Source organism: Amnibacterium kyonggiense (genome assembly GCF_004364555.1).
GTDB lineage: Bacteria > Actinomycetota > Actinomycetes > Actinomycetales > Microbacteriaceae > Amnibacterium > Amnibacterium kyonggiense.
On record NZ_SOAM01000002.1, the window covers coordinates 432160 to 456945 of the forward strand.

Sequence of the window (24786 nt, forward strand, 5' to 3'; positions counted from 1 at the left end):
CCGAGATCTGGTTTCACCATAGGCTCGTCATGTGGCGTTCGTGTTTCGTTCAAGTAACGATGCGTGAGTTCCTCGCGGTCGACGCGGGCGGCACCTCGAGCCGCGCGGTGCGCGTCGCGGAGGACGGCCGGATCCGCGCCTTCGGGCGCGCGGGCGGCGGCAACCCGACCTCGGCCGGGGTCGATCGCGCCATCGCCGCGGTGACCGCCGCGCTCACCGGTGCGATGGCCGGCGCCGCCGATCCGGCAGCGGTCGAGCTCGTGCTGCTCGCGCACGCCGGGTCCTCCGGCGACCGCTTCCACGAGCGGGTCGGCGAGGGCGTCGCGCCGCTCGGCGTCGCTGCGCCGGTCGTCGGCGCGGGCGACGTGACGGCGCTGTTCGCGTCCGGCACGCCGGAGCCGGACGGGGTCGCACTGATCGCCGGGACGGGCTCGATCGGCGGGGCCATCCGCGGCGGCCGGCTCGCGCGGACCGTCGACGGGACCGGCTGGCTGCTCGGCGACGAGGGCAGCGGGTTCCAGGTCGGGCACCGCGTCGCCCGCGCCGTCGTGGACGACCTGGACGGCGGATCGGCGACCGCGCTCACCCCGCGCGTCCTCGAGCGGTTCGCGCTGGGCCCGTCGGACGCGGCCGCCGCCGAGGGCCGCTCCCCCGTGCTCGGCGACCTCATCCGCGCGCTCTACGCGCTGCGGCCGGTGGAGCTCTCCGTGCTCGCGCCCCTGGCGTTCGGCCTGGTCGGGGAGGACGACGTCGCGACGACGATCGTGCGCGACGGCGCCGCGGCGCTCGCCCGCGTGCTCGGTCGCGTGCGGGCGCTGCAGCCGGACGGTCCGCTGGTGTTCGGCGGCAGCGTGCTCGTCGACGGCTACCTGCCGCAGGCGCCCGACCTGATCGCGCCGCTCCTCGACGCGACCGCCGGCTCGCTGCCGATCCCGGTGGCCGACGGCACCGCGGGCGCGGCGGTCCTCGCCCTCCGCGCCGGCGGCGTCGAGGTCGACGCGGCGGTCTTCGCGACCCTGACGGAGTCCCTCGCGGCGCTCCGCGGCTGACGTGACGTTTCGGCACGGGCGCAGAGCGCCCGGCTCGACCATCGGGGCGCCCGCCCCGCTGGTCGAGGTGCGAGCGAAGCGACCCTCGAGACCACCCCGCCCCCGAAAGGTTCGTCGATACGGAGATCCGGCGGGTCGGCCAGGATCGAGCGGTGACCCCCGCGTTCCCCTGGCCCGCGGATCGCGTCGCTCGGGCCGTCGCGTTCCGCGCCGCGACGCCGCCGGACCTCGACGGGCGGCTCGCGGCCGACTGCTGGCGCCGGGCCGCCTGGTCGCCGCGCTTCGTCGACCTCGTCAGCGGCGAGGCCGTGCCGCTCGCCACCCGAGGCGCCGTGCTCTGGGACGACGAGCACCTCTACCTCGGGTTCCGCATCGAGCAGCCGCAGGTCACCGCGACGCTCACCGAGCGGGACGCCCACATCTGGCTCGACGACGACGTGGAGGTGTTCGTCGCGGGCGACGACGCGTACTACGAGCTCGAGGTGAACGCGTTCAACACCGTCTACGAGGTGCTGTTCCGCTGGGGCGAGCACCCGGACGGCACGCCGTGGGACGGCGTCGGGTTCCGTCACCCGCGCGGTCCGCGCACCGGGTTCTGGGACTTCGACCTGCCCGGCCTGCGCACCGCGGTGCACGTCGACGGCGCGCTGAACGACCCGACGACCGTCGATCGGGGATGGAGCGTCGAGATCGCGCTCCCCTGGTCCGGTCTCGCCGCGGTCGCGGGCGACCGCCGGCTGCCGCCCGCGGACGGCGACGCGTGGCGGATCGCCCTGTCGCGGTTCAACCGCGAGCACGGGGAGGACTCCGGCGGCTGGGCGTGGAGCCCGCACGGCGTCTGGGACAGCCACATCCCGGAGCTGTTCCCGCTCGTGACGTTCGTCGACCGCCCCGGGGAGGCCGTCACACCGCGGTGAAGCCGCCGTCCACGCTGTACTGGGCGCCGGTCACGAAGGACGCGGCGTCGGAGAGCAGGAACAGGACGACCTCCGCGGCCTCCTCCGGCCGGCCGAGGCGCTCCATGGGGTTGCGGCGCTGCAGCACCTCCCGCTCCTCGCGGGTCGTGTGCGTCGGCAGCGCCGTGTCGACCCAGCCGGGGTGCACCGAGTTCACCCGGATGCCGTGCGCCGCGTACCCGGCTGCGGCCGCCTTCGTCAGCCCGGTCACGCCGTGCTTCGCGGCCGTGTAGGCGACCGAGTCGCCGTCGCCGACGAGGCCCAGGAAGCTCGACACGTTCACGATCGAACCGCCGCCGGACTCGAGCATCGCCGCGGCCTCGTACTTCATGCCGAAGAAGACGGCGTCGAGGTTCACGGTCATCACCCGTCGCCACGCCTCGAGGTCGACCTCGTGCACGAGGCCGTGCGCGCCGCCGACGCCGACGTTGTTCACGGCGAGGTGGAGGCCGCCGCGGCGCTCGACCGCCGTCGCGACGACGCGCTCGACCGCCGACGGGTCCGTGACGTCCTCGACGACGGGGATCAGCAGCCCGCCGCCGATCTCGATCCGTCGCTCGACGTTGTGGAGGCGGTCGCCGTCGATGTCGACGCCCACCACGACGGCGCCCTCCGCCGCGAGCCCGCGCGCGATCGCCGCCCCGATGCCGGAACCCGCTCCGGTCACCATCGCGACCCTGCCCTCGAACCTGCCTGCCATCGCGCGCTCCTCCGTGTTCGTACTACGGACTGTAGAACTTCCGGATGTGCGGCCGGTGTTCGCGGATCCGGGGCCTCCTGCCGGATGATGGCAGCCACCGACGCGAGGAGGCAGCGTGCCGAGTGCAGGCGACCAGCCCGGCTGGCAGCCGGACCCCGAGCGCCCCGGTCAGCTCCGCTGGTGGAACGGCCTCGGGTGGTCGGACGCGCGCAGGGCGGCCGACGACGCGACCGAGCGCGCGCGGCAGGCGGTGACGGAGGCGGCGCGCAGCAGCACGGTCACGCCGGAGCAGGTCGCGAGGACCACGGCGACGAAGGTCGCGTCCCGCGCGGTGCCCGCCGCCGCGGCCGGCACGAACGGCACCGCGGGGGCCGCACTCGGCCTCGGCATCGTCGGCTTCGGGCTGGGCGTCGGCGGGATCCTCCCGCTCATCGCCCTCGTGCTCTCGATCGCGGGGCTCGTCCGCGCCCGCCGGCTCGCGGCGCAGGGGTCGAAGCGGACCGGCCTCGGCACGTCGCTCGCGGGCCTCGTCGTCTCGATCGTCGGCCTCGTGCGGTGGCTGCCCCTGCTCGCCCAGCTGCCCGACGTCGTGCAGCAGATCCTGAACAGCTGACGCGAGGAGCACGACAGCAGGAAGCAGGCGCTTCAGCAGGAAGGAATCGGCGATCCGTTCCTGCTCAAGCGTTTCGTTCCTGCCGTCGTGCTCGAGGGTTCCTGCCGTCGTGCTCCGGGCGTCAGGCGGAGCGGCGCGGGTAGTCCGTGTAGCCCTCCGCGCCGGCCGTGTAGAAGTGCTCGGGGCGCGGCGCGTTCTCCGGCGCCCCCGCCCGCCAGCGCTCGACGAGGTCGGGGTTCGCGATGATCGCGCGGCCGACCGCGACGGCGTCGGCGTGGGCGCCCTCGGTGAGCGCGAGCGCCTCCTCCCGGGTCGTCACCGAGCCGAAGCCGCTGTTGATGACGAGCTTCCCGCCGAACCAGGAGCGGAGGTCGCGCACGAGCGCGCCGGCCGGCTCGGCGTGCAGCACGCTCAGGTAGGCCAGGCCGAGCGGGCGGAGGCCGTCGAGCAGCGCCCGGTAGGTCGCGCGGGTCTCGGTCTCATCGGTCTCGAACACGTCCTGCGCCTGGTTGCCCGGCGACAGGCGGATTCCGACGCGGCCCGCACCGATCGCGCCGGCGACCGCCTCGGCGACCTCCACGACGAACCGCGCCCGCGCCGCGGGCGAGCCGCCGTGGTCGTCCGTCCGCACGTTCGACACCGGCGACAGGAACTGGTGCAGCAGGTAGCCGTTCGCGCCGTGCAGCTCGACGCCGTCGAAACCGGCCCGGACCGCACGACGGGCCGCCTCGACGAACGCGTCGCGCACTTCGACGAGCTCCTCGGCGGTCAGGGCGTCCGGCACGACGTGGCGCTGCTTCCCGTGCTGCGTGTGCGTCTCCCCGTCGATCGCGACGGCGGAGGGCGCGACGGTCCGGCCCGTCTCGGAGAGGTCGGGGTGCACGACCCGGCCCGAGTGCATGAGCTGCATCACGATGCGCCCGCCCTCGCGGTGGACCGCGTCGGTGACGACGCGCCAGGCGGCCTCCTGCTCGTCGGTGACGATGCCGGGCTGCCCGAAGTAGCCGCGCGAGTCGCGGGTCGGGTACACCCCCTCGCTCACGATCAGCCCCACGGAGGCGCGCTGCGCGTAGTACTCCGCGACGAGGCGCGTGGGCACGCCGTCCGCGCCCGAGCGGACCCGGGTCAGCGGTGCCATCACCACCCGGTTCGCGAGGTGCAGGTCGCCGAGCTCGATCGGGCTGAAGAGATCCATCGGTGTTCCGTCCATCCGCGCCGGGTCGACGGCGCGGGAAAGGGGAACGACCGCGATGCCCAGGAATTCCCGGGCAGCCCGAGCCGGTCAGAACGCCTCGCCGGTGCGCCAGGCCATCTCCTGCAGCAGGAAGCCGTTCCCGTCGGGATCGGCGAACGAGGCGTAGCGGACGCCGCCGCCCGCGTCCCACACCGGCGCGACGTCGACGCCCCGGGCGACGAGCTCGGCGCGCGCCGCGTCGAGGTCGGCGACGACGAGGTGGAGGTTCCGCACCGACCGCGGCTCGCCCTCGTACGCGCCGAGCCCGGTGCCGAACCCGAGCGAGCAGCCCGAGCCGGGCGGCGTCACCTGCACGACGCGCACCCCGGGCGCGGGCGCGGCGTCGACGTCCGCGGCGAAGCCGAGCGTCTCGACGTAGAACGCCTTGGACCGGTCGACGTCCGCCACCGGGAGGAGTACCAGCTCGAGCTTCATCTCCATCGGCTCACCCTGCCGCACCGGCCGTCACCTCGACCAGCCGTCGCGCGAGGAACCGCCGCTCCGGCTCCGTCCGCACGGTCTCCAGGGCGGCGCGGTACGCCGTCGCGGCCTCCTCGTCGCGGCCCGCACGACGGAGGAGGTCCGCCCGTGCGGCCGGGAGGGTCGCACCGCCGCCCGAGACCTCGTCGAGCAGCGCGAGCCCGGCCTCCGACCCGTCGGCCAGGCCGACCGCGACCGCGTGCGCGATGGCGAGCTGCGGCGACCCGCTGAAGGCGCGAAGCAGCCCGTAGGCCCGCGCGATCGCGGCGCGGTCGACGGAGCCCGTGTCGAGCGAGCGAGCGTGCTGCGCCGCGATCCGGGCCTGCAGCACGTAGTACCCGATCGGCCGCCCGGGCCGGTCCGCGGCGAGCAGCGCCGCCTCCCCCGCGGCGATCGACTCGCGCGACCAGAGCGACCGGTCCTGCTCGTCGAGGGGCACGAGGGACCCGTCCGGCGCCGTCCGGGCGGCCCGCCGCGAGTCCTGGAACCGCATGAGCGCGAGCAGGCCGAGCGCCTCCAGCTCGTCCGGCATCAGGTCGGCGAGGACCGCTGCGAGCCGGATCGCCTCGGACGACAGCTCGGGCCGCACGACGGCGTCGCCACCGCTCGGCGCGTACCCCTCCGTGAAGAGCAGGTAGAGCACCGCGAGCACGCCACCGAGCCGCTCCCCCAGCGCCGCGCCGCTCGGCACGCGGTACGGGATGCCGGCTCGCTGGATCTTCTGCCGGGCGCGGACGAGGCGCTTCGCCGTCGCGGCCTCCGACCAGCCGAACGCCTGGGCGATCTCGTCGACCGTCAGGCCGCACAGGGTGCGGAGGGTGAGCGCGACGCGCGCCTCGAGCGCCAGCGCCGGATGGCAGCAGGTGAAGATCAGCCGGAGGCGGTCGTCCGGCACGTCGTCGGGCTCCACGTCCACGTCCTCCCTCCCCTCCAGCCGCACGCCCTCCGCGGCGATCACCGACCGTTCGACGCCGCCACGGCGGAGGACGTCGAGCGCCCGGTTCCGCGCGACCGTCGTCAGCCACGCGCCCGGGTTCCGGGGCACGCCGTCCCGCGGCCACGTGGTCGCCGCCTTCGCGAACGCGTCCTGCGCCGCGTCCTCCGCGATCGACCAGTCCCCGGTCGTGCGGACGAGGGCGGCGACGACCCGCCCCCACTCGTCCGCGAACGCCCGGACCAGCGCCTCCTGCGTCGCGGGCGTCGTCACCGCGCCGGGAACGGCCGCACCTCGATCGCGCCGATGATGGAGGTCGGGTGCGCCGCGGCCAGCGCGATCGCCTCGTCCAGGTCCGCCGCACGGACCAGGTCAATGCCGGCGATCTGCTCGCCGAGCTCCGCGAACGGACCGCGGGTGACGAGCACCTCGCCGTCGCGCGAGCGGACGGTCGCCGAGGCGTCGGCCTCGTCGCGAAGGCGCGCGCCGCCGAGCGTCACGCCCTCGTCCTCGACCCGCCGCACCCACTCGGTCGGGTCGAGCCGCTCGTTCGCGAGCCGGCGGTAGACCTCCGGGTCCGGCACGTGGAGGAACAGGTAGTCCCGTCCGTCCGTGCGCGGCTCGCGCGCGGGCGCCTCGCGCGGGGCGACGAAGTCCTCCCAGACCTCGCGCACCTCGAGCGCGCCGATCGCGGCGACCGGGTGCCGGGTCGCGTAGTCGACCGCGGTCGCGAGGTCGGGCGCCTCGAGGAGGTCGTAGCCGGCGACGACCTCCTTCGTCTCGGCGAACGGGCCGTCGCTGAGGAGCACCTCGCCCTCGCGCACCCGGACGGTGGTCGCGGCCTCCGGGTCCTCGACCGGGGCACCCTGGACGCGGAGGCCGCGCCGGGCCCCCTCCTCCACCCACGGCTCGACGTCGTCGGTCGCGGTGGTCGCGGCGAGCTCCGGGTCGACCCGGACGAGCATCACGTACTGCATGGTTCCTCCTCTACCGCGCGGACGGGCGGCCTCGCAAGGACGACGAGCGGGATCGGGCCACGAGGACACCCGTCTCGAAGAATCCGTCCGGACTTCCCGCAGCCGCACTGGCACCGCCGCGGGTCCCGGGCCACGATGGCGGTGGCACGCGGCGGTGCGGAGGTCGCCCCCGGTGCACCAGTGAGGAGACCGGATGAACGCCGTCGTCGTCGGCTACGCCCGCACCCCGTTCGTGAAGGCGGCGACGTCACCGGGCGGCGGCGCGTTCGCCGAGGTCCCGGCCACCGCGCTCGGCGCGCACGCGGTCGCGGCGGCGCTCGAGCGCGCCGGCGTCGCCCCGGACGAGGTCGACCGCGTCGTCGGCGGCCAGGTGCTGCAGGCGGGCGCGGGCCAGAACCCGGCCCGGCAGTCGGCCGTCGGCGCGGGGATCCCGCTCACCGTGCCCGCGATCACGCTGAACGCGGTCTGCCTCTCCGGCCTCGAGGCCGTCGCCGAGGGCGCGCGGATGATCGCGGACGGCCGCGCCCGCGTCGTCGTCGCGGTCGGCCAGGAGTCGATGAGCCTCGCGCCGCACGCCTGGCCGGGCAGCCGGCTCGGCAAGCGGTACGGCGCGATCGAGTTCCTCGACACGATGGACCACGACGGCCTCACGGACGCCTTCGAGCACCGGAGCATGGGCGCCTCCACGGAGGACCGCAACGCGGCGAACCGCGTCACCCGGGCCGACCAGGACGCGTGGGCGGCGCTCTCCCACGCGCGGCTCGAGGCCGGCGCCGGGTTCCTCGAGGGCGAGATCGCGCCGTTCACGACCCCGGGGCGCCGGGGCCGGACGGTCAGCGCCGACGACGGCCTCCGCCCGGGCACGACCGCGGAGACGCTCGCCGCGCTCCGTCCCGCGTTCAGCGCGGAGGGCGGCATCACCGCGGGCAACTCCAGCCAGATCACCGACGGCGCCGCGGCCGTCGTGCTCATGGCCGAGGGGCTCGCGCAAGAGCGGTCGGTCCGGCCCCTCGCCCGCGTGCTGGCGTCCTCCTTCGTGGCGGGGCCGGACGTGTCGCTGCACGCCCAGCCAGCGAACGCGGCGCTGGCGGCGCTCCTCCTCGCGGATCGGGAGACGAGCGAGCTGCAGGTCGTCGAGATCAACGAGGCGTTCGCCGCCGTCGCGGTGGTGTCGACGCGGCTCCTCGGCGTCGACCCGCTCATCGTGAACATGAACGGCGGCGCGATCGCGCTCGGGCACCCGATCGGCGCGTCCGGCACCCGCATCGCAGGGCACGTCGCGCGCAGCCTCGCCGCGCTCGGCCCGGGCAGCCTGGGCGTCGCCGCGATCTGCGGCGGCGGCGGGCAGGGCGCGGCGGTCCTCCTCGAGGCCGTGGAGGCGTGATGCGGGCGTCAGTCGCCGAGCGCGGCCTCGAGCCGCTCGAGCTTCCCGTCGATCTCGCCGGTGCGGCCCGGGCGGATGTCCGCCTTGAGCACGAGCGAGACGCGTGGGCCGAACGCGCCGACCGCCTCCGTGGCGCGGCGGACGACGTCCATGACCTCGTCCCACTCCCCCTCGAGCTCCGTGAACATCGAGCCGGTGCGGTTCGGGAGGCCCGACTCCCGCACGATCCGCACGGCCGCGGCGACCGCGTCGTGCACCGAGCCGTCCGGGCTGTCGCCGCCGCTGGGGGCGACCGAGAACGCGATGAGCATGGCCCCAGGGTGGCAGCAGGCGGATCGGAGGAGGCGGCATGACGGACCTGACCGGCAGGCGCGCGGTGGTCACCGGCGGCGGGAGCGGGATCGGGGCGGCGATCGCACAGGCCCTCGCCGGTGCGGGCGCGCACGTCGTCGTCGCGGACCTCGACGGCGACGCAGCCGCCCGCGTCGCCGAGCCGATCGGCGGCGAGGTGTGGCAGGTCGACCTGTCGCAGCCGGCCGCGCTCGACGACCTCCGGCTGTCCGCCGACGTCCTCGTGAACAACGCCGGCGTGTAGACCGTGAGCGCGGTGGAGGACTTCGACCCCGCGCGCTGGCGGTTCATCGTCGACCTCATGCTCGTCGCACCGTTCCAGCTCGCCCGCGCCGTCCTGCCCGGCATGTACGACCGGGCCTGGGGCCGCATCGTCAACATCAGCTCGGTGCACGGGCTGCGCGCGAGCCCGTACAAGTCCGCGTACGTCTCGGCGAAGCACGGCCTCGAGGGCCTCTCGAAGACGATCGCGCTCGAAGGAGGCGGCAGGGGCGTGACGAGCAACTGCGTCAACCCGAGCTACGTCCGCACACCGCTCGTCGAGCGGCAGATCGCGGACCAGGCAAAAGTCCACGGCATCCCGGAGGACCGCGTGGTCGAGGAGGTCATGCTCACCGAGGCCGCCGTGAAGCGCCTCGTCGAGCCCGCGGAGGTCGCCGACCTGGTGCTGTGGCTCACCGGCGACACGGCCGCGATGGTGAACGGCGCGAGCTTCGCGATGGACGGCGGATGGACGGCGAAGTGACGGGCGCGCCCGCGGTCCGCGACCGCCGTGTGCCCGTCGACGGCGGCAGCCTGGCGGTCGCGGAGTACGGCGACCCCGACGGGCCGCCCGTGCTCGCGATCCACGGCATCTCCGCGTCGAGCCGGTCGTGGCTCGCGGTCGCCCGGCTCCTGCCGGACGTGCGGCTGATCGCGCCCGACCTCCGCGGGCGCGGGCGCAGCACCGGGTTCACCGACCGTCTCGGGCTGGCGCAGCACCGGGACGACATGCGGGCCGTGCTCGACGTGCTGGGCCTCGACCGCGTGGTCGTCGTCGGGCACAGCATGGGCGGCTTCGTCGCCCTGCCCCTCGCCGCGGCCGAGCCGCAGCGGGTCGCGTCGATCGTGCTCGTCGACGGCGGCCTGCCGCTCGCGCCGCCGCCGGGCGTCGACCTCGAGGACCTGCTCGCCCTCTCGCCCGAGGCCCTGCTCGGCCCGGCCTGGCGGCGGCTGACGACCGTGTTCCCGTCGCGGGAGGCCGCCGCCGGCTTCTGGCGCGCCCATCCCGCGTTCGCCGACGCCTGGACCGACGACGTCGCCGCGTACGCCGACTACGACCTGGAGCCGGTCGACGGCGGCTTCCGGCCCTCCGCGGATCCGGAGGCGGTGGCCGTGAACCAGAAGGAGCTGTTCGGCCCGCCCTGGTACCGCGACGCGCTGCACCGGGTGCGGCAGCCGGTCGCGGTGCTCCGCGCGCCGCTCGGCCTGCAGGCGGAGCCGCCCGGGCTCTACCCGCCCGACGCGCTCGAGGGCTTCGTCGCGGACGTGCCGCAACTCGAGGTGGTCGAGGTGCCGGACGTGAACCACTACACGGTGCTCATGACGCGGCCTGGCGCGGACCGCGTCGCGGAGGCCGTCCGCGCCGCCCTCGACCACCGCTGATCCACCCCGGAACGAAGGAGTCCACCATGCAGTCCGTCCTCGACGGCATCGAGGAGTTCGACGTCGCCACCCCGCGCCTGCGGGCGCACGTCCTCGATCGACGCAGCCTCGACCGCCCCGGTGAGAGCGGCGGGCCGACCGTCGTGCTGATCCACGGCAACGTGTCGTCGTCGCTGTTCTTCCAGCCGCTGATGCTGGCCCTGCCGCCGGACGTGCGGGCGCTCGCGATCGACCTCCGCGGCTTCGGCGGCAGCGAGACGCTGCCCGTCGACGCGACCCGCGGCCTGCGCGACTTCTCGGACGACGTCGCGAGCGTGCTCGACGAGCTCGGCACCGGCGCGGTGCACCTCGTCGGCTGGAGCATGGGCGCCGGCGTCGCGCTGCAGCTGCTGCTCGACCGCCGCGACCTCGTCTGGACGGTGACGCTCGAGTCGCCCGTCAGCCCGTACGGGTTCGGCGGCACCGCGCTCGACGGCACGATCCTGAACGGCGCCGCCGGCTCGGGCGGCGGGGGCGCGAATCCCGACTTCGTCCGCGCCCTCGAGGAGCAGGACCGCGGCGAGGGCCCCGCCTCCCCGCGCACCGTCTACCGCACCGCGTACGTCGCCCACCCGGAGGGGATCCCGTCCGAGGACCTCTGGGTCGAGAGCATGCTGACGACCCGCACCGGTCTCGACAACTACCCCGGCGACTCGACGACGACCGACGCCTGGCCGGGCTTCGGGCCCGGCACGCGGGGCGTGCTCAACACGATGACGCCGGACCACCTCGACCTCACGGGGATCGTCGACATCGCCGACAAGCCGCCGATCCTCTGGATCCGCGGGGAGGCCGACGCGATCGTCTCGGACGCGAGCTTCTTCGACCTGAACACGCTGGGCGCCGCCGGGATCGTGCCGGGCTGGCCGGGCGCGGAGGTCGCCCCGTCGCAGCCGATGGTGTCGCAGACGCGCGCCGTGCTCGACCGGTACGCGGCGGCAGCGGGCTCGTACCGTGAGCTCGCCCTCCCCGACACGGGGCACGCACCGCACCTCGAGCGGCAGGCCGAGTTCGTCGAGGCCCTCGTCGCCCACGTCCGCGGCTAGCGCGACGAGGTCTCGTGCCGGGTGCGCATCTTCTCGCGGAGGTACTGCCCGGGCGCGGCGGTCGGGTCCATGCCGACGACGACCACGCCGCGGCTGTGCCGGGCGTCCAGGTCAGCGAGGGCGCGGTGGAGGGCGGTGAACGGGTAGTAGCCGGAGACGAGGACGCGGATGTTCCACTCGGCGACGAGCTCGGCGACGTCCCGCAGCTCCTCCGCGAGCCGCCGATCGGGGCCGGCGAGGTACAGCTCGACCTCGGTGTCGCGTCGGGCGTCGGTCGAGGAGAGCCGCGACGGGGCGATGCCGAGCTCCGCGGCCAGGTCCTCGTACCGCCCGTAGTTGTCGAGCATCGCGGTGAGCGGTCGTCCCGCGGCGGCCGTCCGCACGGCCTCCGCGAGGTCCTCGCCGTAGGCGACGGGCTTCACGCCGATGGAGCGGAGGTAGTCGTGGTTCTCGGCGCCCGCGATGCCGACGACCCGCGCGCCCGCGAGCCGCGCGAGCTGGCACTCGAGGTGCCCGACGCCGCCGGCCGCGGCCGAGACGACCACGGTGTCGTCCGGGGTGAGGCGCAGCGACTGGATGAGGCGGTACGCGGTGAGGCCGACGAGGTAGAGCGCGCCGGCGACCTCCCACTCCATCCGCGCGGGACGGCGGATCAGCGCGCCCGGCTCCACGACGACGTGCGTCGCGTGCGCGCCGTGCGCCGGGTCGTGGCCGAGGACCTCGTCGTGCACGGAGACGCCGCGCACGTCCTCCCCGACGGCGCGGACGATGCCGGCGAAGCTGACGCCCTCGCGGGCGGGGAGCTCGAGCGGCACCGCGTCGCGGAAGCGGCCCTCCCGCACGTACGCGTCCATGTGGCTGACGCCCGACGCGACGACCTGCACCAGCACCTCGCCCGGTCCGGGCTCCGGTCGTGGGACCTGCTCGACGCGCACGGCGTCGATCCCGCCGTAGTCGACGAACGTGGCGATGGAGGCGCTGCGCTGGGCCATGCCCGCACGGTAGGACTCCCCCGACCCGCCCGACAAGCCGTGCAGCGACTTCCGGGCGCACGGGGTCGTCAGCGGACCGCGCCCGCCGTCGCGATCGGCCGCGAGGGCCACCAGAACCGGTCGCCGGTGATGAGCACCAGGGCCGGGACGAGGAGCGTCCGCACGACGAGCGTGTCGAGCAGGACGCCGATGCAGACGAGCGTGCCGATCTGCGCGAGCGCGACGACCGGCAGCACGCCGAGCACGACGAACACGGCGGCGAGCAGGATCCCCGCGCTCGTGATCACGCCGCCGGTCGCCCCGAGCGCGACGACGATCCCCTCCCGCGTGCCGTGCCGCGCGCGCTCCTCCCGCGCCCGCGCGGTGAGGAAGATGTTGTAGTCCACGCCGAGCGCGACGAGGAACAGGAACGCGAAGAGCGGCACCTGCACGTCGAACCCCGCGAACCCGAACACGTGCTGGAACAGCAGGTTCCCGAGCCCGAGGCTCGCGGCGAAGGTCGCGAGGACGCTCGCGAGCAGCAGCACCGGCGCCACGAGGGACCGCAGCAGCAGCGTCAGGATCACGAACACCACGGCGAGGATCGACGGCACGATCACGAGCTGGTCCCGCTGCTGCGCCTGCTGCTGGTCGTACGCGGTCGCGTCGCTGCCGCCGACGAGGGTGCCTGCCACCGCGCCGCCCTCGTCCGCGAACGCGGCACGGAGGTCGCGGATCGAGTCGAACGCCTCGGCGCTCACGGGCGCGCCGGCGAGCCGCACGTCGAGCTCGGTGCGGCCGTCCGACGACGCGCCGGCGGTGACGGCGTCGACGCCCGCCACGCCCTCCGCGATCGTCTCGACCCGGGAGGCCTCCGCGCTCGGGGCGAGCACCACGGTCTGGGCGGAGGTGCCGGAGGAGAACGCGCGGTCGAGCACGGCCTGCGCCTGCACGCTCTCCGGGTCGCCGAGCAGCTGCTCCGTCTGGGACAGCCCGAAGCGGAAGCCGACGAGCCCGGATCCGAGCACGACGATCGCGAGCAGGGAGACCGCGGCGACCAGCCGCGGGCGCCGCGCGACGCGGCGTCCGATCGCGGTCCACACGCCGGGCCGAGCGACCTCGCCCTCGGGGACGACCTTCGGCACGAAGGGCCAGAACAGGCGCCGACCGAACACGACGATCGCGGCGGGCAGCCAGAGCACCGCGGCGAGGATCGCGACGACGACGCCGATCGCGCAGGCGACGCCCAGCGCGCGGTTCCCGGACAGCTCGCCGAGGAGCAGGGTGAGCAGGCTCAGGGCGACGGTGCCGCCGCTGGCCGCGATCGTCGGACCGGCGGCCGTGAGCGCGACCCGCATGGCGTCGTGGTGATCGGGGCGGCGGCGCAGCTCCTCCCGGTAGCGCGAGATGAGCAGCAGCGCGTAGTTCGTCCCCGCGCCGAACACGAGGACCGACTGGATGCCGGAGATCGAGGCGTCGACCGTGATGCCGACCGCGCTCGTGATCGCGGCGACGACCACGCGGGCGAGCCCGTCCGCGGCGCCGACGACGACGAGCGGCACGATCCAGAGCAGCGGGCTGCGGTAGGTGACGATCAGCAGCACCGCGACGACCGACGCCGTCACGACGAGCAGGCGGAGGTCCGCGCCCGCGAACGCATCGGCGATGTCGGCCTGGAACCCGATCGGCCCGGTGAGGCGAGCCGTGAGCCCGGCGGGCAGGTCGGTCCGGGCCGCGGTGCGGAGCGCGGTCGCGGCCTTCTCCGGCTCGTCGGTCGCCTTCCCGTCCAGCGGCACCGCGACGAGCGCGACGTCCCCGTCGTCGCTGAACTGCGGCCGCACCGCCTGCGGCAGGACGGACTGCTCGGCGAGCGCCGCCGCGCGCTGCCCGATCGCCGTCCGATCGGCGGCGGTGAGGCCGCTCGCCCGCTCGAAGACGAGGATGCCGACCGTGCGGTCCGCGCCCGGGAACGTCTTCAGCAGCGCCGCGACCCGCTGCGACTCGGCGGACGCGGGCAGGCCGGTCGTCGGCGTCGCCGCCGAGCCCGGCTGCGGCAGCAGCGCGAACAGCGCGCCCACCACGACGAGTCCCCCGATCGCCGCGAGCCACGCGGTCCGTCGTCCGGTCAGGAAGCTCGCCACCCGGCGCATCGGTCCTCCACTCATTCGGTCACCGAATCGTACGGTAGCCGAAGGGGAGAGAATGGTCGACATGGAGCCCATCCCGTTCGAGGCCGAGCCCGAGACGCGCGCCCTCCGCCGCCTGCAGAGCGCGATGGCGGACGCCGACGCGGCCCTCGCCCGCCGGATGGCGATGCACCCCACGGACCTCGCCGCCATGGCCCACCTCGGCTTCGCGCCGGACCCCGTCGGCCCGGGCGAGCTCGCGCACCGGCTCGACATCTCGCCCGCGGCGGCGACGGAGCTGGTCGACCGGCTCACCGCGGCCGGACACGTCGAGCGACACCGCGACCTCGCCGACCGGCGCCGCATCCGGCTCGAGCCGAGCGAGGCTGCGATGCGCGACGTCCTCGGTCGCATCAGCGGCCTCATGGCGGCGCTCGACGACGCGGCCCGGGCCGCACCGCCGGAGGAGCGCGCCGCCATCGCCCGGTTCCTCGACCGCGCGACGGCCGCGTACGCCTCCTGGGCGGACCGCGACCGGGATTGACGGCGTCCTACGCGCGCAGCTCGCCGCGCACGATGGAGTCGCCGGAGTGCGCCGGGTTCCCGTCCCGCGGCTCGTCGGAGACGTCGACGAGGCGGAAGCGGGTGATGTCGAGGCCCTCCGGGACGAGGAACACCCCGCTCGTCCCGTGCAGCATCCCGAGGCTGACGAGTCGGCGGGCGCCCGCCGTCATCAGCCAGACCTCGTGATCGGTGCTCCGGTCCGGCGGCACGTCGGTCTGGATGCGGAGGGCGAGCCGCCCGCTCGCCAGCCGCTCGAGCTGCGCCGTGCCGCTCGCACCCGCCCACGCCGGGAACGCGCGTAGCCGGGCGGTCTCGAGCTGCTGCGAGGGCGGGTTCGTGCGGAGGAGCGTCACGCCGACGCCGCCGATGACGAGCACCGCGGCGGCCGCGGCGAGGGCCGCGACGATCCGGCGCCGCCGACTCGGCGGCCTCCGGCGCAGCGGGACCGCCGGGGCCGGGCGCGCGTCGGCCAGGGGGTCCGGGGCGTCGACGCCGACGTCGGCGGCGATCCCGGCCCAGACCCTCGGCCCGGGGGTCTCGAGCGCCTCGTCGCCGCCGCGCGCGGCCGCGACCGCGCGGCCGAGGCGAGCGACCTCGTCGCGGCACTCGGCGCAGCCGGCGAGGTGGAGGCGGTCCTCCGCGGACGCGGCGTCCTCGCCGAGTGCGAGCAGGGCGAGGAGCTCGGGGTCAGGGTGCGCCATCGTCCACCTCCAGACGTCGGCGCATCCGCTCGAGGCTGCGGCGGATGAGGCTCTTGACGGTACCGAGCGGCATGCCGAGGCGCTCGCCGATCTGCTGGTGCGTCAGATCCTCGAAGAACGCGAGCCGGACGACCTGCTGCGCCACGGGCGACAGCCGGGCGATCTCCGCGTCGACGAGGACGCGGTCGCCCGGTTCGACGTGGGGCGCGGCGGGCTCGTCCTCCCCCGCCTCCGGCATCGGGACCGCGGCGGTACGACGCCGGGCCTCGTGCGCGTCGGCGATCTGGCGGCGCGTGATGCCGACCAGCCAGGCCGGCAGATCGGCGCGGTCGGGGTCGAAGGTCTCCCGCTTGCGCCACGCCGCGATGAACACGCGCTGCGTGACGTCCTCCGCGTCCTGCACCTGCCCGAGGCTGCGGAGCGCCAGCGTGTACACGAGCCGCCCCCAATCCCGGTACGCGGTGACGAGCGCGGCCGTGTCCCCGGCCCGGAACGCGGCACCGACGGCGCGGGCATCCACGTCGTCCTGCATGCCTCGGTCTCCGGTTCCGGCAGCGCCGGACGCCTCGGCTGCTGGCGTCATCGGCGGGCCGCGCCCGAGTGTAGGGGCGCGGCCCGCCGACGGTGCAGGGGCGGAGGCGTGCGCGTGCCCGCCTCCGCCCGCATGTCAGCGGTTGGTCCTGACCGTCTGGACCGCGACCGTCAGGTTCCCCTGGGCGGCGCTGCCCCAGGCGTAGACGATCGTGTCCGTGTACCGCTTGACCTTCACGGGCGCCGGGCCGATGACCGGGGCCTTCTTGCCGGCCAGCGTCACCGCGATCCGGTAGGTGCCCGCCGGCACGTTCGCCTTCGACTGGTGCGGGTTCCTCAGGTGCCGCATGCTCAGCTTCCCGTTCGCGTACACGTCGACCGCCGGAGCCGCGGCGACGTGGCGGACGATCAGGCGTCCGTCGCCCTTCGGCGTCTTCTTGATGGTGTTCAGGTACTTGGTCGCCGTCGGCTTCCCCGACGCGGTCAGGTGCGCCACGACCGTGTAGCTGCGCGCCGCGTGGAACTGCAGCTTCACCGGGCCGATCACCGGGTGGCGGTCGTTCTTGGCGGTCGCCGCGGTGATCGACACCGTGTAGGTGCCGGCCTTCAGGTTCAGCGGGCCCACGAGCGTGCCCGGCTCGAAGTCGTTCAGGATCCGCTTGTGGTTCAGGTAGACGTCGACCGGGGTGTTCGGGACGGCGTGCAGGATCGAGACCTCGGCGGTCCGGTGCGGGAACCGGTGCTGGGGCGCCGCCTGTGCCGTCCCGGCCGTCCCGAGCGCGAGCGCCGCCGCGAGGGCGACGCCGGTGAAGAGTGCTCTGCGCACGTTCGACTCCTTCGTTCGTGTGGACCGCGGGATCGCGTCCATCACCACCACTACGGCCGGAGGAGCCGCTGCGGATGCGGCCGAAGCTGGGAGTCGGCTCCGAGCGTTAGGGGTCCTGCGGCTTGGACAGTGCGTCGAGCGAATCGAGCTCGATCTGCAGCCAGGCGCGCTGCGCCGGGTCCGTCTCGGCGAGGCGGCGTTCGTGCTGGTCCCGCCGGAGGCGCCACCGCGCCCGCCGCCACGCGGCGAGCACCGCGTTCCGCTGCGCGTCCACCTCGTCGGCCGGGAACTCGGGGAGGCCGTCCGTCGCCTCGAGGAGCTCGAGGGCCAGGCGGATGCGGACCCGGCGGTCCTCGTCGTCCTCCCCCTCCCAGTCGGCGTCGTCGAGGAAGCGGGGCAGCGCGCGCAGCAGCGCGGGCGCGGTGGCGATGCGGGCCGCGGCGCCCACGGGGTCGAGCTGCACCTCGAGCTCGACGAGCCGGAGCTCGGGCAGCGTCAGGATCCGGCCCGCGTTCACCTCGACGCAGCGGCGCAGCGCGTCCTCCGCGTCCTCGAGGCGCCGCCGGCGGCGGCCGTGCAGCGGCTCGACGAGCGGGTCGACGAGCGCGTGCAGCACCTCGTCGAGCCGCCGCACCGGGCGGTCGTCCTCGTGCAGGTGCTCGGCCGTCATGCGGGTACTGAACCGCAGGCCTCCGACGATCGCCGCATCCCGCGCCGGTCCGTCACACGCCGGAAACGCGCGGCGCGTCGGCCACCGCGCCCCTCGCGCGGTCTCCCGTGTCGACCGGACCTCAGGGTTGCCACTTCGGGCACGTTCTCGCCTCGAAACCGTGTCCGAACCGGCAACCCCTGAGGGGTCGGACTCGCGATCTGTCCGACCCGGAGCCCACGCCGACCCGGCGAACGCCCGGACGGGGCGCCCTACGATCGTCCGGCCGCCGCCGACGTCCTCGCGTCCGGACCGGCGCCCCTCATCCACCGACGCCGGTGCCGATCGCACCCGCGCGTCCGCCTCCGGAGGCCCGCATGACCACCACCGTCCCCGCCCTGCTCACCGACGGCCCCGGCGCGGCCTTCCACCGCGGCACCGTCGAGCGCCGCGACCTCGGCCCGAACGACGTCGCGATCGACATCGCGTTCGCCGGCATCTGCCACTCCGACATCCACCAGGCGCGCGAGGAGTGGGGCGGCGCGATCTTCCCGATGGTGCCCGGCCACGAGATCGCCGGCACGGTCAGCGCGGTCGGCTCGGAGGTCACCCGGTACGCCGTCGGCGACCGCGTCGGCGTCGGCTGCTTCGTCGACTCCTGCCGCGAGTGCGAGTACTGCCTGGCCGGCGAGGAGCAGTTCTGCCTGAAGGGCAACGTCGCGACCTACAACGGGCGCGGCTACGACGGCGACCCGACCTACGGCGGCTACAGCACCGCGGTCGTGGTCGACGAGCGGTACGTCCTCCGCGTCCCGGAGGGCATCGCGCTCGACGTCGCGGCGCCGCTCCTCTGCGCCGGCATCACCACGTACAGCCCGCTCAAGCACTGGGGCGCCGGCCCCGGCACGAAGGTCGCGGTCGTCGGGCTCGGCGGCCTCGGCCACATGGCGGTCCAGCTCGCGCACGCGATGGGCGCCGACGTGACCGTGATCTCCCGCACCCGTCGCAAGGAGGCGGATGCGACCGGGCTCGGCGCCGACCACTTCGTCGCGACCGCCGAGGAGGGCGCGCTGAAGGGCCTCCGGAACACGTTCGACCTGATCATCAACACGGTGTCGGCGGACGTCGACCTCGACGGCCTCCTCTGCACGCTGCGCGTCGGCGGCAGCCTCGTGTACGTCGGTGCCCCGAGCGAGCGGCAGTCCTTCGCCGTGTTCTCGCTGATCGGCGGGCGGCGGAGCGTGGCCGGCTCGAACATCGGCGGCATCCGCGAGACGCAGGAGATGCTCGACTTCTGCGGCGAGCACGGCATCGGTGCGGTCATCGAGACGATCGGCGCGGACGAGGTCACGGCGGCGTACGACCGCGTCGTCGACGGCGGCGTGCACTACCGCTACGTCATCGACACGGCCACGATCCCGGCCTGACACCGCGAGCGGACGGTCAGGACGACCGGCCACACTTCGGGCATGGCGAACGGCGTCGGATCGATCATCAGACTCGCGGCGAAGCACGGGCCGAAGATCGGCGTCGCCGCGACGGCGATCGGCGGCTTCCTCGCGAAGAACCCGGAGGTCTCCGCGTGGCTGAAGGGCCGCGTGGAGACGCTCCCGAAGCAGCTCGACGCGATCCGGAAGCGTCGGGGTGACGCCGCGCAGATCCGGGGCATGCTCGAGATCGTCCGCGACGTCGCCGGGAAGCTGCACGCCGAGGGCGCTGCCGCCGCGGTCGCCTCGGACTGGGTCCGCCGCGCGGACGACGTCGAGCTCGGCGTGCAGCTCGCGGAGCGATTGAGCCCGCCCGCGAAGAAGGAGGCGGTGTCGCGCCTGAAGACCCGGGCGGAGGCGCTCCTCGCGGAGCTGATCGAGGCCACGACTGCGACCTGAGCCGTCAGGCCGTGAGCGCCGGGATCCCGTCGTCGCCGTGGACCGCGAGCCAGGCCACGGCCTCGCGGGCCGCCTCGAGCGCCGTGTACCGCGGGGCGTAGCCGAGCCGTTCCCGCGCCGCGGCGATCGAGGCCGACGGGCTGCGGCTGATGTGGTCGAGCGTGATCGCGGCCTGCTCCTCCGAGGTCGTCGCGGCGAACCGGTCGAACGGCGCGAACGCGAGCACCGCCTCCCGGCCCCACCAGCCGGCGGCCGCCTCGGCGTAGCCGCGGAGGGTGAGCGCCCGCTCGGCGACGACGTGGAAGGCGCGGCCGGCGGCGTCCTCCTGCCGTTCGACCGCGAGCTGGAACGCCTGGGCGACGTCGTCCGCGTGGACGTGGTGCAGCGTCTCGAGCCCGGAGTTCGGGAGGGTGAGCGACTCCCCCGCCGCGAGCCGCCGCCACACGGCGGGTTCGAGGTTGCCCGCCGCGTTGATGACCGGCCAGCCCGGCCCGCTGATGTGGCCCGGGTGGAGGACGGTCGCGCGCAGGCCGTCGGGACGGTCCGCCTCCTCGAGCACGAGGTCCTCGATCGCGGCCTTGCCGATGCCGTACTCGCCCCAGGGCCGCCGGTCCTCGTGCTCGAGGACCGGCACGGCGGTGGCGGTGCCGTGCGTCCAGATCGTGCCGCACATCGCGAGGAACGCGCCCGTGCCGCGGAGGGACGCGAGCAGCTTCGCGGCGGACTCCGGGGTGAAGCAGACCATGTCGATCACCGCGTCGGGGCGCAGTGCCGCGATCCGCGGCCCGAACGTGCCGGCGGCGTCCTCCGCGTCGCGGTCGACGACGAGTCGTTCGACCTCCGTCCACGCCGGGTCCTCGCGGTAGGGCTCCCGGAGGCCGCGGCTGATCGCGACGACCTCGTGGCCGGCGCCGACGAGGCGCGGGATCAGGTACCCGCCCACGTGGCCGGTCGCGCCGATGACGACGATGCGCATGGCGTCCTCCTCCGCTCGCCCCGATCGTGCCCCGAGGCCGCTGTGATCGCGCCGAACCGGCTCGACGGCGCCCGAGACGCGAGCCGGGCGGCAGGAGCAGAATCGGACGATGACCCGCGCAGCCGCCCCCTTCCGCGCCGACGAGGTCGGCAGCCTCCTCCGCCCCGACCGCGTCCACGAGGCCCGCGCCGAGCACGCGGCCGGGCGGCTCGACGACGCCGGGCTCGCGGCCGTCGAGGACGCGGCGATCGTCGAGGTCATCCGCCAGCAGGAGGAGGCGGGCCTGCATGCCGTGACGGACGGGGAGTTCCGCCGCGGCTGGTGGCACTTCGACTTCTTCGGCGGGCTGGACGGGGTCACCGTGAAGCCGGGCGACAGCGGCATGGCGTTCCAGGGCAGCGCCGCGCCGCCGCTCGGTGTGCACGTCGAGGGGAAGGTCTCGTTCCCGGCCGACCACCCGATGCTGCGGCACTTCGCGTTCGTCCGCGACCACACGTCCGTGCTGCCGAAGATGTGCATCCCGTCGCCGACCGTGCTGCACTTCCGGCTCACCTCGTCGGACGAGGACGTCTACCCGGACCGCGACGCGCTGTTCGCGGACCTCGCGGCGACCTGGCGCGCCGCGATCCGCGCGTTCTACGACGCCGGCTGCCGCTACCTGCAGTTCGACGACACCGCGTGGGCGTACCTGTGCTCCGAGGTCGAGCTGGAGCGGGCCCGCGACCGGGGCATCGACACCGACGGGCTCGCGGACGCGTACGCGGCGCTGCTGAACGAGGCGCTCCGCGACCGCCCGGCCGACATGACGATCACGACGCACGTGTGCCGCGGCAACTTCCGCTCGACCTGGATCGCATCCGGCGGGTACGAGCCGGTCGCCCGCCAGCTGCTCGAGGTCTGCGACTACGACGGCTACTTCCTCGAGTACGACTCCGACCGCGCGGGCGGATTCGAGCCCCTCCGCTTCCTGCCGAAGGGCGACAAGCGGGTCGTGCTCGGGCTCGTCACCTCGAAGTCGGGGACGCTCGAGGACCCGGGGGACGTCGAGCGGCGCATCCGGGAGGCGACCGCATTCGCCCCGCTCGAGCAGCTCGCGGTGAGCCCGCAGTGCGGCTTCGCGTCGACCGAGGAGGGGAACGTGCTCACCGAGGACCAGCAGTGGGCGAAGCTCCGCGAGATCGTCCGGATCGCCGAGGAGACCTGGGGCTCGATCGACTGACCGGCGCAGCCGCCGCTGCGTCGACCTGCCGTCGATCGAGGCGCGATCAGGCGCCGACGGTGACCTTGACGGCTGCCGGGTCGACGATCTCGAGCCCGGCCTCCCAGGCGTGGCGGCGGATGAGCTCGGCGATGGCCTCGCCGAGCCGCTCGTCGGAGGGGTTGCCGAGCCGAGCCGGGTCCGTGACCCGGATGTCGGCGTTCACGGTCAGGTGCTTCGCGTCATCGCTCATCATCCGAGGCTAGGCGGGCTCCTACCGCGTCGACTGTGCCCCGCCTCCCGCTCTCCTCCGAGGTCCGCACGGGCGCCTCAGCCCGCGCGCTCCCCCGTCTCGAGCGCGATGCGCTGCGCCTCCTCCACCGCGGATCGGAAGTCGCGGGCGAGGCCGTCGAGCACGAGCAGGGTCGCGTGCGCGTGGACGCGGGCGGCGAAGACGCCGGTCTCGGCGACGCGGTCGAGCACGGGGCGGGCGTCCTCCCCGAACTCCGCGAGCGACCGGCTGAGGCTGCGCCAGCACTCGCGGTTCCGCCGCCCGAGCTCGGTCCCGAGGTCCGCCGCGACCGCCGGACCCTCGCCCGGCGCGTGCAGCACCACCGCGGTCCGCCAGGCGGCGCGCGCGACCTCGTCCTCCTCGTCGTGGAGGAGCGCGGGCGTGAGCGCCGCCCGCGCCCGCGGGTCCCCGATCTTCGAGAGCGTGTGCAGCGCCTGGCTGCGCGCCTGCGGGAACGGCGAGCCGAGCTCCTCGAGCAGCCGCGGGACGGTCAGATCCGCGGGCAGGCGGGTCAGCGCCCACGTGAGCATGTCGCGGACGAAGAAGTCGGGCTCGACGCCGCAGCGCTCGACGAGCAGGTCGACAGCCGCGGGGTCCGGTCGGGTGCCGGCCGCGAGCGCGGCCTGCAGGCGGCCGCTGCCGCTCTCCTGCCGCAGCCGCGCCGCCAGGTCGTCGAGGGTCATCGCTCCATGGTCGCCTCGATCCGGGCGGCCGGTGCGCAGCGGGGCACCGAACGTCCACGCTGAGCAGCGCGCGCAGGTGCGGCGTGCAGAGTGCTGGGGTGCCCGAGCAGCGAGCGATGACGGAGGAGCACTCGGACCTCGATCGACTCCGTCGGCGGCTGTACCACCCGGACGCGACGGACGCCGATCGTCGGGCGTACGAGCTGCTCGCCGACCGCCTGGACGAGGCGCCGCGCTCCGCGACCGGGCCGGCGCCCGTGCACGAGCCCGAGCCCGAGCCCGAGCCGATATCCACCCGGCAGGCGCGATCGCGCCACCGGCCGTTGCTCCTGGTCGCCGCGGGCGCCGGGCTCGCCGTCGCCGCCGCGACCGCGTTCCTCGGCGCCCGGGCCGCGGCACCCGGTCCGGCGGACGCGAGCACCGCTCCGATCTGGGCCGGTGCCGCGGCCCCGACCGCCGCGCCCGCCCCGACGCCGATCGTGCTCGAGCGCGGTGGCATCCGGCTCGCAGCGCAGCAGACGCTCGGCAGCGGCAGCGCGATCCTCCCGCTGCGGTTGGACACCGCCCCCGCGAACGGCGGCCGGCTGCTCGTCCGGCTCACGTCCTCGGACCCCTCCCCCGTCGGCTGGCTCGCGGAGCGGCCGCGGACCGACCCCGACGGGCCGGGCGGGGTGGAGGTCGTCGCGACCGACCCGCCCGCACTCCGGCAGGGTCGCACCGGACCCGCCGACGTCCGCTGGTCCGGTCCGCCGCCGACGGAGGTCGTCGTGCGGGCGCCCGCGGGCACGGGCTGGAGCATCACCGTCGCGTTCCTCGACTGAACCCGCGCACGCCTCCGTACGATCGACCGGATGCTGTCGACCCGTGCGCTCGTCGCGACCGTCCTCGTGTCGAGCGCGCTCTGGGTCGGGCTCGGTGCCGTCGGGGCGGCGCTGACCTACTGGGATGCCGTGCCCGCGCCGGTGACCTCCCTGCTGCTGCCGCCGACCGTGCCGTCGTCGCTGTGGACGGGTCCGACGCGGACCGTGGTCCTCACGGCCGTGGTCGCCGGGGTGGTGCACGCGGCGGTGCTGGCCCTGCTCCTCCGCGTCGTGCTGCGGAGGGTGGCGCCCGGCCTGATCCCGGTGTGGTTCGCGGTCGTCCTCACGTCCTTCCTCGCCGCGGGGGTGCTCGCGGTCGGCTTCCTGCTCGGGCAGCCCTGGGCCGCCGGCCTCCGAGCGCTCTCCGGGCAGACGGTCGCCCTGTTCACCCCGTCCGGGCTGTGGGGCGTCGTCTGGGGCTGGGTCCCCGCGATCGTCGCCGTCCGGGTCGGCAGGTCGAGCCGGGTGGCGGCCCGGACCCGGGTCGCGCCACCGGTACTCGTCGCCGCGGCCGCGGTCGCGGTCGCCGTCCTCCTGCTGCCCGGACTCGGTCGCCAGCAGGAGGAGACGCCGACCGCCGCGCCGAGCCCGGCGCCGTCGATCACCTACTACAGCTGGGCTGGCATCGCTCCGGTGGCCGATGGTTCCGCCGCGGTCCGGGGGGCCTGCCACGCCGCCGACCTCGCGGTGAGCGTCGACCAGGGCGACGCGGCGACCGGCCACCGTGCGCTCAGCATCCGCGCCGTCAACCGCGGCGACCGCGCGTGCGTGCTCGACGGGTACGCCGATGTCGTGTTCGACGACCGGGACGGGAACGCGATGGACGTGCTCGTGACGCGCGGCGGCTCCTTCCTGACGACCGACGAGGGCGCTCACCGGGTTCGCCTCGATCCGGGCGCGGCCGCCGTCGCGGCGCTCGGCTGGAACGCGCAGAGCGCCGCGGGCGAGCAGCGGGCGGGCACGCTCTTCGTCTCGCCGAGGCCGGGGACGGCGCGTCTGCCCGTGACCGTCGACCTCGACGTCAAGGACGGCGGCGCGGTCGCACTCACCGCATGGCGTCTCGCTTCCTGAGCAGATCCTTCGCGTCGCCACCACGTCTCCTGACCCCGCTGAGCG

Annotated in this window: 27 protein-coding genes and 1 pseudogene; 13 read left to right on the plus strand and 15 right to left on the minus strand. The window is 75.1% G+C overall.

The window, feature by feature from the left end:
• Positions 1–59: 59 nt before the first annotated feature.
• Positions 60–1049 carry an N-acetylglucosamine kinase gene (locus CLV52_RS10445; protein WP_162850809.1) on the plus strand — a complete coding sequence of 330 codons (990 nt, stop codon included), beginning with the start codon at positions 60–62 and terminating at the stop codon, positions 1047–1049.
• Between the two features lie 152 nt (positions 1050–1201).
• On the plus strand, positions 1202–1966 hold the full coding sequence (locus CLV52_RS10450; protein ID WP_133766282.1) for a carbohydrate-binding family 9-like protein: 765 nt from the start codon (positions 1202–1204) through the stop codon (positions 1964–1966).
• Here the strand turns inward: CLV52_RS10450 and CLV52_RS10455 are convergent.
• Positions 1953–2705, minus strand: coding sequence for an SDR family NAD(P)-dependent oxidoreductase (locus CLV52_RS10455; RefSeq protein ID WP_133766283.1), 753 nt, complete (start codon positions 2703–2705; stop codon positions 1953–1955). The two genes, CLV52_RS10450 and CLV52_RS10455, sit on opposite strands and share 14 nt — an antisense overlap.
• A 115-nt stretch (positions 2706–2820) precedes the next feature.
• Between CLV52_RS10455 and CLV52_RS10460 the strand changes: the two genes are divergently transcribed.
• Complete coding sequence (locus CLV52_RS10460) at positions 2821–3318, plus strand: DUF2510 domain-containing protein (RefSeq protein ID WP_133766284.1); 498 nt, start codon at positions 2821–2823, stop codon at positions 3316–3318.
• Positions 3319–3439: 121 nt separating this feature from the next.
• Here CLV52_RS10460 and CLV52_RS10465 read toward each other — a convergent pair whose 3' ends face one another.
• The 4 genes from CLV52_RS10465 to CLV52_RS18915 all read right to left on the minus strand — a co-directional run bounded on the left by CLV52_RS10465 (position 3440) and on the right by CLV52_RS18915 (position 6943).
• Positions 3440–4513: an alkene reductase gene (locus CLV52_RS10465; RefSeq protein ID WP_133766285.1), complete on the minus strand. Its 1074-nt coding sequence runs from the start codon at positions 4511–4513 to the stop codon at positions 3440–3442.
• An 87-nt stretch (positions 4514–4600) separates the two neighbouring features.
• Positions 4601–4993, minus strand: coding sequence for a VOC family protein (locus tag CLV52_RS10470; protein ID WP_133766286.1), 393 nt, complete (start codon positions 4991–4993; stop codon positions 4601–4603).
• A gap of 4 nt (positions 4994–4997) precedes the next feature.
• Positions 4998–6239: an RNA polymerase sigma factor gene (locus tag CLV52_RS10475; protein WP_133766287.1), complete on the minus strand. Its 1242-nt coding sequence runs from the start codon at positions 6237–6239 to the stop codon at positions 4998–5000.
• Positions 6236–6943 carry a YciI family protein gene (locus CLV52_RS18915; RefSeq protein ID WP_133766288.1) on the minus strand — a complete coding sequence of 236 codons (708 nt, stop codon included), beginning with the start codon at positions 6941–6943 and terminating at the stop codon, positions 6236–6238. Before CLV52_RS18915 ends, CLV52_RS10475 begins: the two co-directional genes overlap by 4 nt.
• Before the next feature lie 193 nt (positions 6944–7136).
• Between CLV52_RS18915 and CLV52_RS10485 the strand changes: the two genes are divergently transcribed.
• Complete coding sequence (locus CLV52_RS10485) at positions 7137–8327, plus strand: acetyl-CoA C-acyltransferase (RefSeq protein ID WP_133766289.1); 1191 nt, start codon at positions 7137–7139, stop codon at positions 8325–8327.
• 8 nt (positions 8328–8335) lie between these two features.
• On the opposite strand, the gene CLV52_RS10490 is transcribed toward CLV52_RS10485, so the two are convergent.
• Complete coding sequence (locus tag CLV52_RS10490) at positions 8336–8638, minus strand: thiamine-binding protein (RefSeq protein WP_133766290.1); 303 nt, start codon at positions 8636–8638, stop codon at positions 8336–8338.
• A 38-nt stretch (positions 8639–8676) separates the two neighbouring features.
• Here CLV52_RS10490 and CLV52_RS10495 point away from each other — a divergent pair.
• The 3 genes and pseudogenes from CLV52_RS10495 (at position 8677) to CLV52_RS10505 (ending at position 11407) form a co-directional block, all read left to right on the plus strand.
• A pseudogene (locus tag CLV52_RS10495) lies at positions 8677–9423 on the plus strand (3-hydroxybutyrate dehydrogenase).
• Positions 9408–10322 carry an alpha/beta fold hydrolase gene (locus CLV52_RS10500; protein ID WP_133766291.1) on the plus strand — a complete coding sequence of 305 codons (915 nt, stop codon included), beginning with the start codon at positions 9408–9410 and terminating at the stop codon, positions 10320–10322. The pseudogene CLV52_RS10495 and the gene CLV52_RS10500 overlap by 16 nt, the downstream one beginning before the upstream one ends.
• A gap of 26 nt (positions 10323–10348) precedes the next feature.
• Positions 10349–11407, plus strand: a complete 1059-nt coding sequence (locus CLV52_RS10505) for an alpha/beta fold hydrolase (RefSeq protein ID WP_133766292.1) — start codon at positions 10349–10351, stop codon at positions 11405–11407.
• Here CLV52_RS10505 and CLV52_RS10510 read toward each other — a convergent pair.
• Positions 11404–12399 carry an NADP-dependent oxidoreductase gene (locus CLV52_RS10510; RefSeq protein WP_133766293.1) on the minus strand — a complete coding sequence of 332 codons (996 nt, stop codon included), beginning with the start codon at positions 12397–12399 and terminating at the stop codon, positions 11404–11406. The genes CLV52_RS10505 and CLV52_RS10510 overlap by 4 nt on opposite strands.
• 68 nt (positions 12400–12467) lie before the next feature.
• Positions 12468–14543 carry an MMPL family transporter gene (locus tag CLV52_RS10515; protein ID WP_246018071.1) on the minus strand — a complete coding sequence of 692 codons (2076 nt, stop codon included), beginning with the start codon at positions 14541–14543 and terminating at the stop codon, positions 12468–12470.
• 46 nt (positions 14544–14589) lie between these two features.
• Between CLV52_RS10515 and CLV52_RS10520 the strand changes: the two genes are divergently transcribed.
• Positions 14590–15048 (plus strand): MarR family winged helix-turn-helix transcriptional regulator, encoded by a 459-nt coding sequence (locus CLV52_RS10520; protein WP_162850810.1) that lies wholly within the window; start codon positions 14590–14592, stop codon positions 15046–15048.
• Positions 15049–15055: 7 nt separating this feature from the next.
• Here the strand turns inward: CLV52_RS10520 and CLV52_RS10525 are convergent, their stop codons facing one another.
• The 4 genes from CLV52_RS10525 to CLV52_RS10540 form a co-directional block, all read right to left on the minus strand.
• The gene (locus tag CLV52_RS10525; RefSeq protein WP_133766295.1) at positions 15056–15769 is read right to left on the minus strand and encodes an anti-sigma factor; all 714 of its coding nucleotides are present in this window, start codon (positions 15767–15769) and stop codon (positions 15056–15058) included.
• Complete coding sequence (locus CLV52_RS10530) at positions 15756–16301, minus strand: RNA polymerase sigma factor (RefSeq protein WP_246018072.1); 546 nt, start codon at positions 16299–16301, stop codon at positions 15756–15758. The genes CLV52_RS10525 and CLV52_RS10530 overlap by 14 nt, the downstream gene beginning before the upstream one ends.
• A gap of 135 nt (positions 16302–16436) precedes the next feature.
• Entirely contained in the window at positions 16437–17126 is a 690-nt protein-coding gene (locus CLV52_RS10535; protein WP_246018073.1) for a DUF4397 domain-containing protein, read from the minus strand.
• A 106-nt stretch (positions 17127–17232) separates the two neighbouring features.
• Positions 17233–17796, minus strand: coding sequence for a hypothetical protein (locus tag CLV52_RS10540; protein WP_133766298.1), 564 nt, complete (start codon positions 17794–17796; stop codon positions 17233–17235).
• A 356-nt stretch (positions 17797–18152) separates the two neighbouring features.
• On the opposite strand from CLV52_RS10540, the gene CLV52_RS10545 reads away from it, so the two are divergent.
• On the plus strand, positions 18153–19202 hold the full coding sequence (locus CLV52_RS10545) for an NAD(P)-dependent alcohol dehydrogenase (protein WP_133766299.1): 1050 nt from the start codon (positions 18153–18155) through the stop codon (positions 19200–19202).
• Between the two features lie 42 nt (positions 19203–19244).
• The gene (locus CLV52_RS18425) at positions 19245–19661 is read left to right on the plus strand and encodes a hypothetical protein (protein WP_162850811.1); all 417 of its coding nucleotides are present in this window, start codon (positions 19245–19247) and stop codon (positions 19659–19661) included.
• A 4-nt stretch (positions 19662–19665) separates the two neighbouring features.
• Here the strand turns inward: CLV52_RS18425 and CLV52_RS10550 are convergent, their stop codons facing one another.
• Positions 19666–20637: an NAD-dependent epimerase/dehydratase family protein gene (locus CLV52_RS10550; protein WP_133766300.1), complete on the minus strand. Its 972-nt coding sequence runs from the start codon at positions 20635–20637 to the stop codon at positions 19666–19668.
• Positions 20638–20746: 109 nt separating this feature from the next.
• Between CLV52_RS10550 and CLV52_RS10555 the strand changes: the two genes are divergently transcribed.
• Complete coding sequence (locus CLV52_RS10555; protein WP_133766301.1) at positions 20747–21856, plus strand: 5-methyltetrahydropteroyltriglutamate--homocysteine S-methyltransferase; 1110 nt, start codon at positions 20747–20749, stop codon at positions 21854–21856.
• 46 nt (positions 21857–21902) lie between these two features.
• On the opposite strand, the gene CLV52_RS10560 is transcribed toward CLV52_RS10555, so the two are convergent.
• Positions 21903–22088, minus strand: coding sequence for a hypothetical protein (locus CLV52_RS10560; protein WP_133766302.1), 186 nt, complete (start codon positions 22086–22088; stop codon positions 21903–21905).
• Positions 22089–22165: 77 nt separating this feature from the next.
• Positions 22166–22810 carry a HEAT repeat domain-containing protein gene (locus CLV52_RS10565; protein ID WP_133766303.1) on the minus strand — a complete coding sequence of 215 codons (645 nt, stop codon included), beginning with the start codon at positions 22808–22810 and terminating at the stop codon, positions 22166–22168.
• Between the two features lie 98 nt (positions 22811–22908).
• Here CLV52_RS10565 and CLV52_RS10570 point away from each other — a divergent pair, with 98 nt between their 5' ends.
• Both CLV52_RS10570 and CLV52_RS10575 read left to right on the plus strand, forming a co-directional pair.
• On the plus strand, positions 22909–23631 hold the full coding sequence (locus CLV52_RS10570) for a hypothetical protein (RefSeq protein WP_133766304.1): 723 nt from the start codon (positions 22909–22911) through the stop codon (positions 23629–23631).
• Positions 23632–23661: 30 nt separating this feature from the next.
• Positions 23662–24741 carry a DUF4232 domain-containing protein gene (locus CLV52_RS10575; protein WP_133766305.1) on the plus strand — a complete coding sequence of 360 codons (1080 nt, stop codon included), beginning with the start codon at positions 23662–23664 and terminating at the stop codon, positions 24739–24741.
• Positions 24742–24786: the final 45 nt, after the last annotated feature.

Bases quoted from the DNA above. Each gene is read 5' to 3' on its own strand.
- CLV52_RS10560 (WP_133766302.1), bottom strand. From the start codon at position 22,088: ATGAGCGATGACGCGAAGCACCTGACCGTGAACGCCGACATCCGGGTC.
- CLV52_RS10500 (WP_133766291.1), top strand. From the start codon at position 9,408: ATGGACGGCGAAGTGACGGGCGCGCCCGCGGTCCGCGACCGCCGTGTG.
- CLV52_RS18425 (WP_162850811.1), top strand. From the start codon at position 19,245: ATGGCGAACGGCGTCGGATCGATCATCAGACTCGCGGCGAAGCACGGG.
- CLV52_RS10545 (WP_133766299.1), top strand. From the start codon at position 18,153: ATGACCACCACCGTCCCCGCCCTGCTCACCGACGGCCCCGGCGCGGCC.
- CLV52_RS10455 (WP_133766283.1), bottom strand. From the start codon at position 2,705: ATGGCAGGCAGGTTCGAGGGCAGGGTCGCGATGGTGACCGGAGCGGGT.
- CLV52_RS10505 (WP_133766292.1), top strand. From the start codon at position 10,349: ATGCAGTCCGTCCTCGACGGCATCGAGGAGTTCGACGTCGCCACCCCG.
- CLV52_RS10550 (WP_133766300.1), bottom strand. From the start codon at position 20,637: ATGCGCATCGTCGTCATCGGCGCGACCGGCCACGTGGGCGGGTACCTG.
- CLV52_RS10530 (WP_246018072.1), bottom strand. From the start codon at position 16,301: ATGCAGGACGACGTGGATGCCCGCGCCGTCGGTGCCGCGTTCCGGGCC.
- CLV52_RS10445 (WP_162850809.1), top strand. From the start codon at position 60: ATGCGTGAGTTCCTCGCGGTCGACGCGGGCGGCACCTCGAGCCGCGCG.
- CLV52_RS10465 (WP_133766285.1), bottom strand. From the start codon at position 4,513: ATGGATCTCTTCAGCCCGATCGAGCTCGGCGACCTGCACCTCGCGAAC.
- CLV52_RS10555 (WP_133766301.1), top strand. From the start codon at position 20,747: ATGACCCGCGCAGCCGCCCCCTTCCGCGCCGACGAGGTCGGCAGCCTC.
- CLV52_RS18915 (WP_133766288.1), bottom strand. From the start codon at position 6,943: ATGCAGTACGTGATGCTCGTCCGGGTCGACCCGGAGCTCGCCGCGACC.
- CLV52_RS10470 (WP_133766286.1), bottom strand. From the start codon at position 4,993: ATGGAGATGAAGCTCGAGCTGGTACTCCTCCCGGTGGCGGACGTCGAC.
- CLV52_RS10575 (WP_133766305.1), top strand. From the start codon at position 23,662: ATGCTGTCGACCCGTGCGCTCGTCGCGACCGTCCTCGTGTCGAGCGCG.
- CLV52_RS10510 (WP_133766293.1), bottom strand. From the start codon at position 12,399: ATGGCCCAGCGCAGCGCCTCCATCGCCACGTTCGTCGACTACGGCGGG.
- CLV52_RS10525 (WP_133766295.1), bottom strand. From the start codon at position 15,769: ATGGCGCACCCTGACCCCGAGCTCCTCGCCCTGCTCGCACTCGGCGAG.
- CLV52_RS10520 (WP_162850810.1), top strand. From the start codon at position 14,590: ATGGAGCCCATCCCGTTCGAGGCCGAGCCCGAGACGCGCGCCCTCCGC.
- CLV52_RS10515 (WP_246018071.1), bottom strand. From the start codon at position 14,543: ATGAGTGGAGGACCGATGCGCCGGGTGGCGAGCTTCCTGACCGGACGA.
- CLV52_RS10565 (WP_133766303.1), bottom strand. From the start codon at position 22,810: ATGACCCTCGACGACCTGGCGGCGCGGCTGCGGCAGGAGAGCGGCAGC.
- CLV52_RS10490 (WP_133766290.1), bottom strand. From the start codon at position 8,638: ATGCTCATCGCGTTCTCGGTCGCCCCCAGCGGCGGCGACAGCCCGGAC.
- CLV52_RS10540 (WP_133766298.1), bottom strand. From the start codon at position 17,796: ATGACGGCCGAGCACCTGCACGAGGACGACCGCCCGGTGCGGCGGCTC.
- CLV52_RS10485 (WP_133766289.1), top strand. From the start codon at position 7,137: ATGAACGCCGTCGTCGTCGGCTACGCCCGCACCCCGTTCGTGAAGGCG.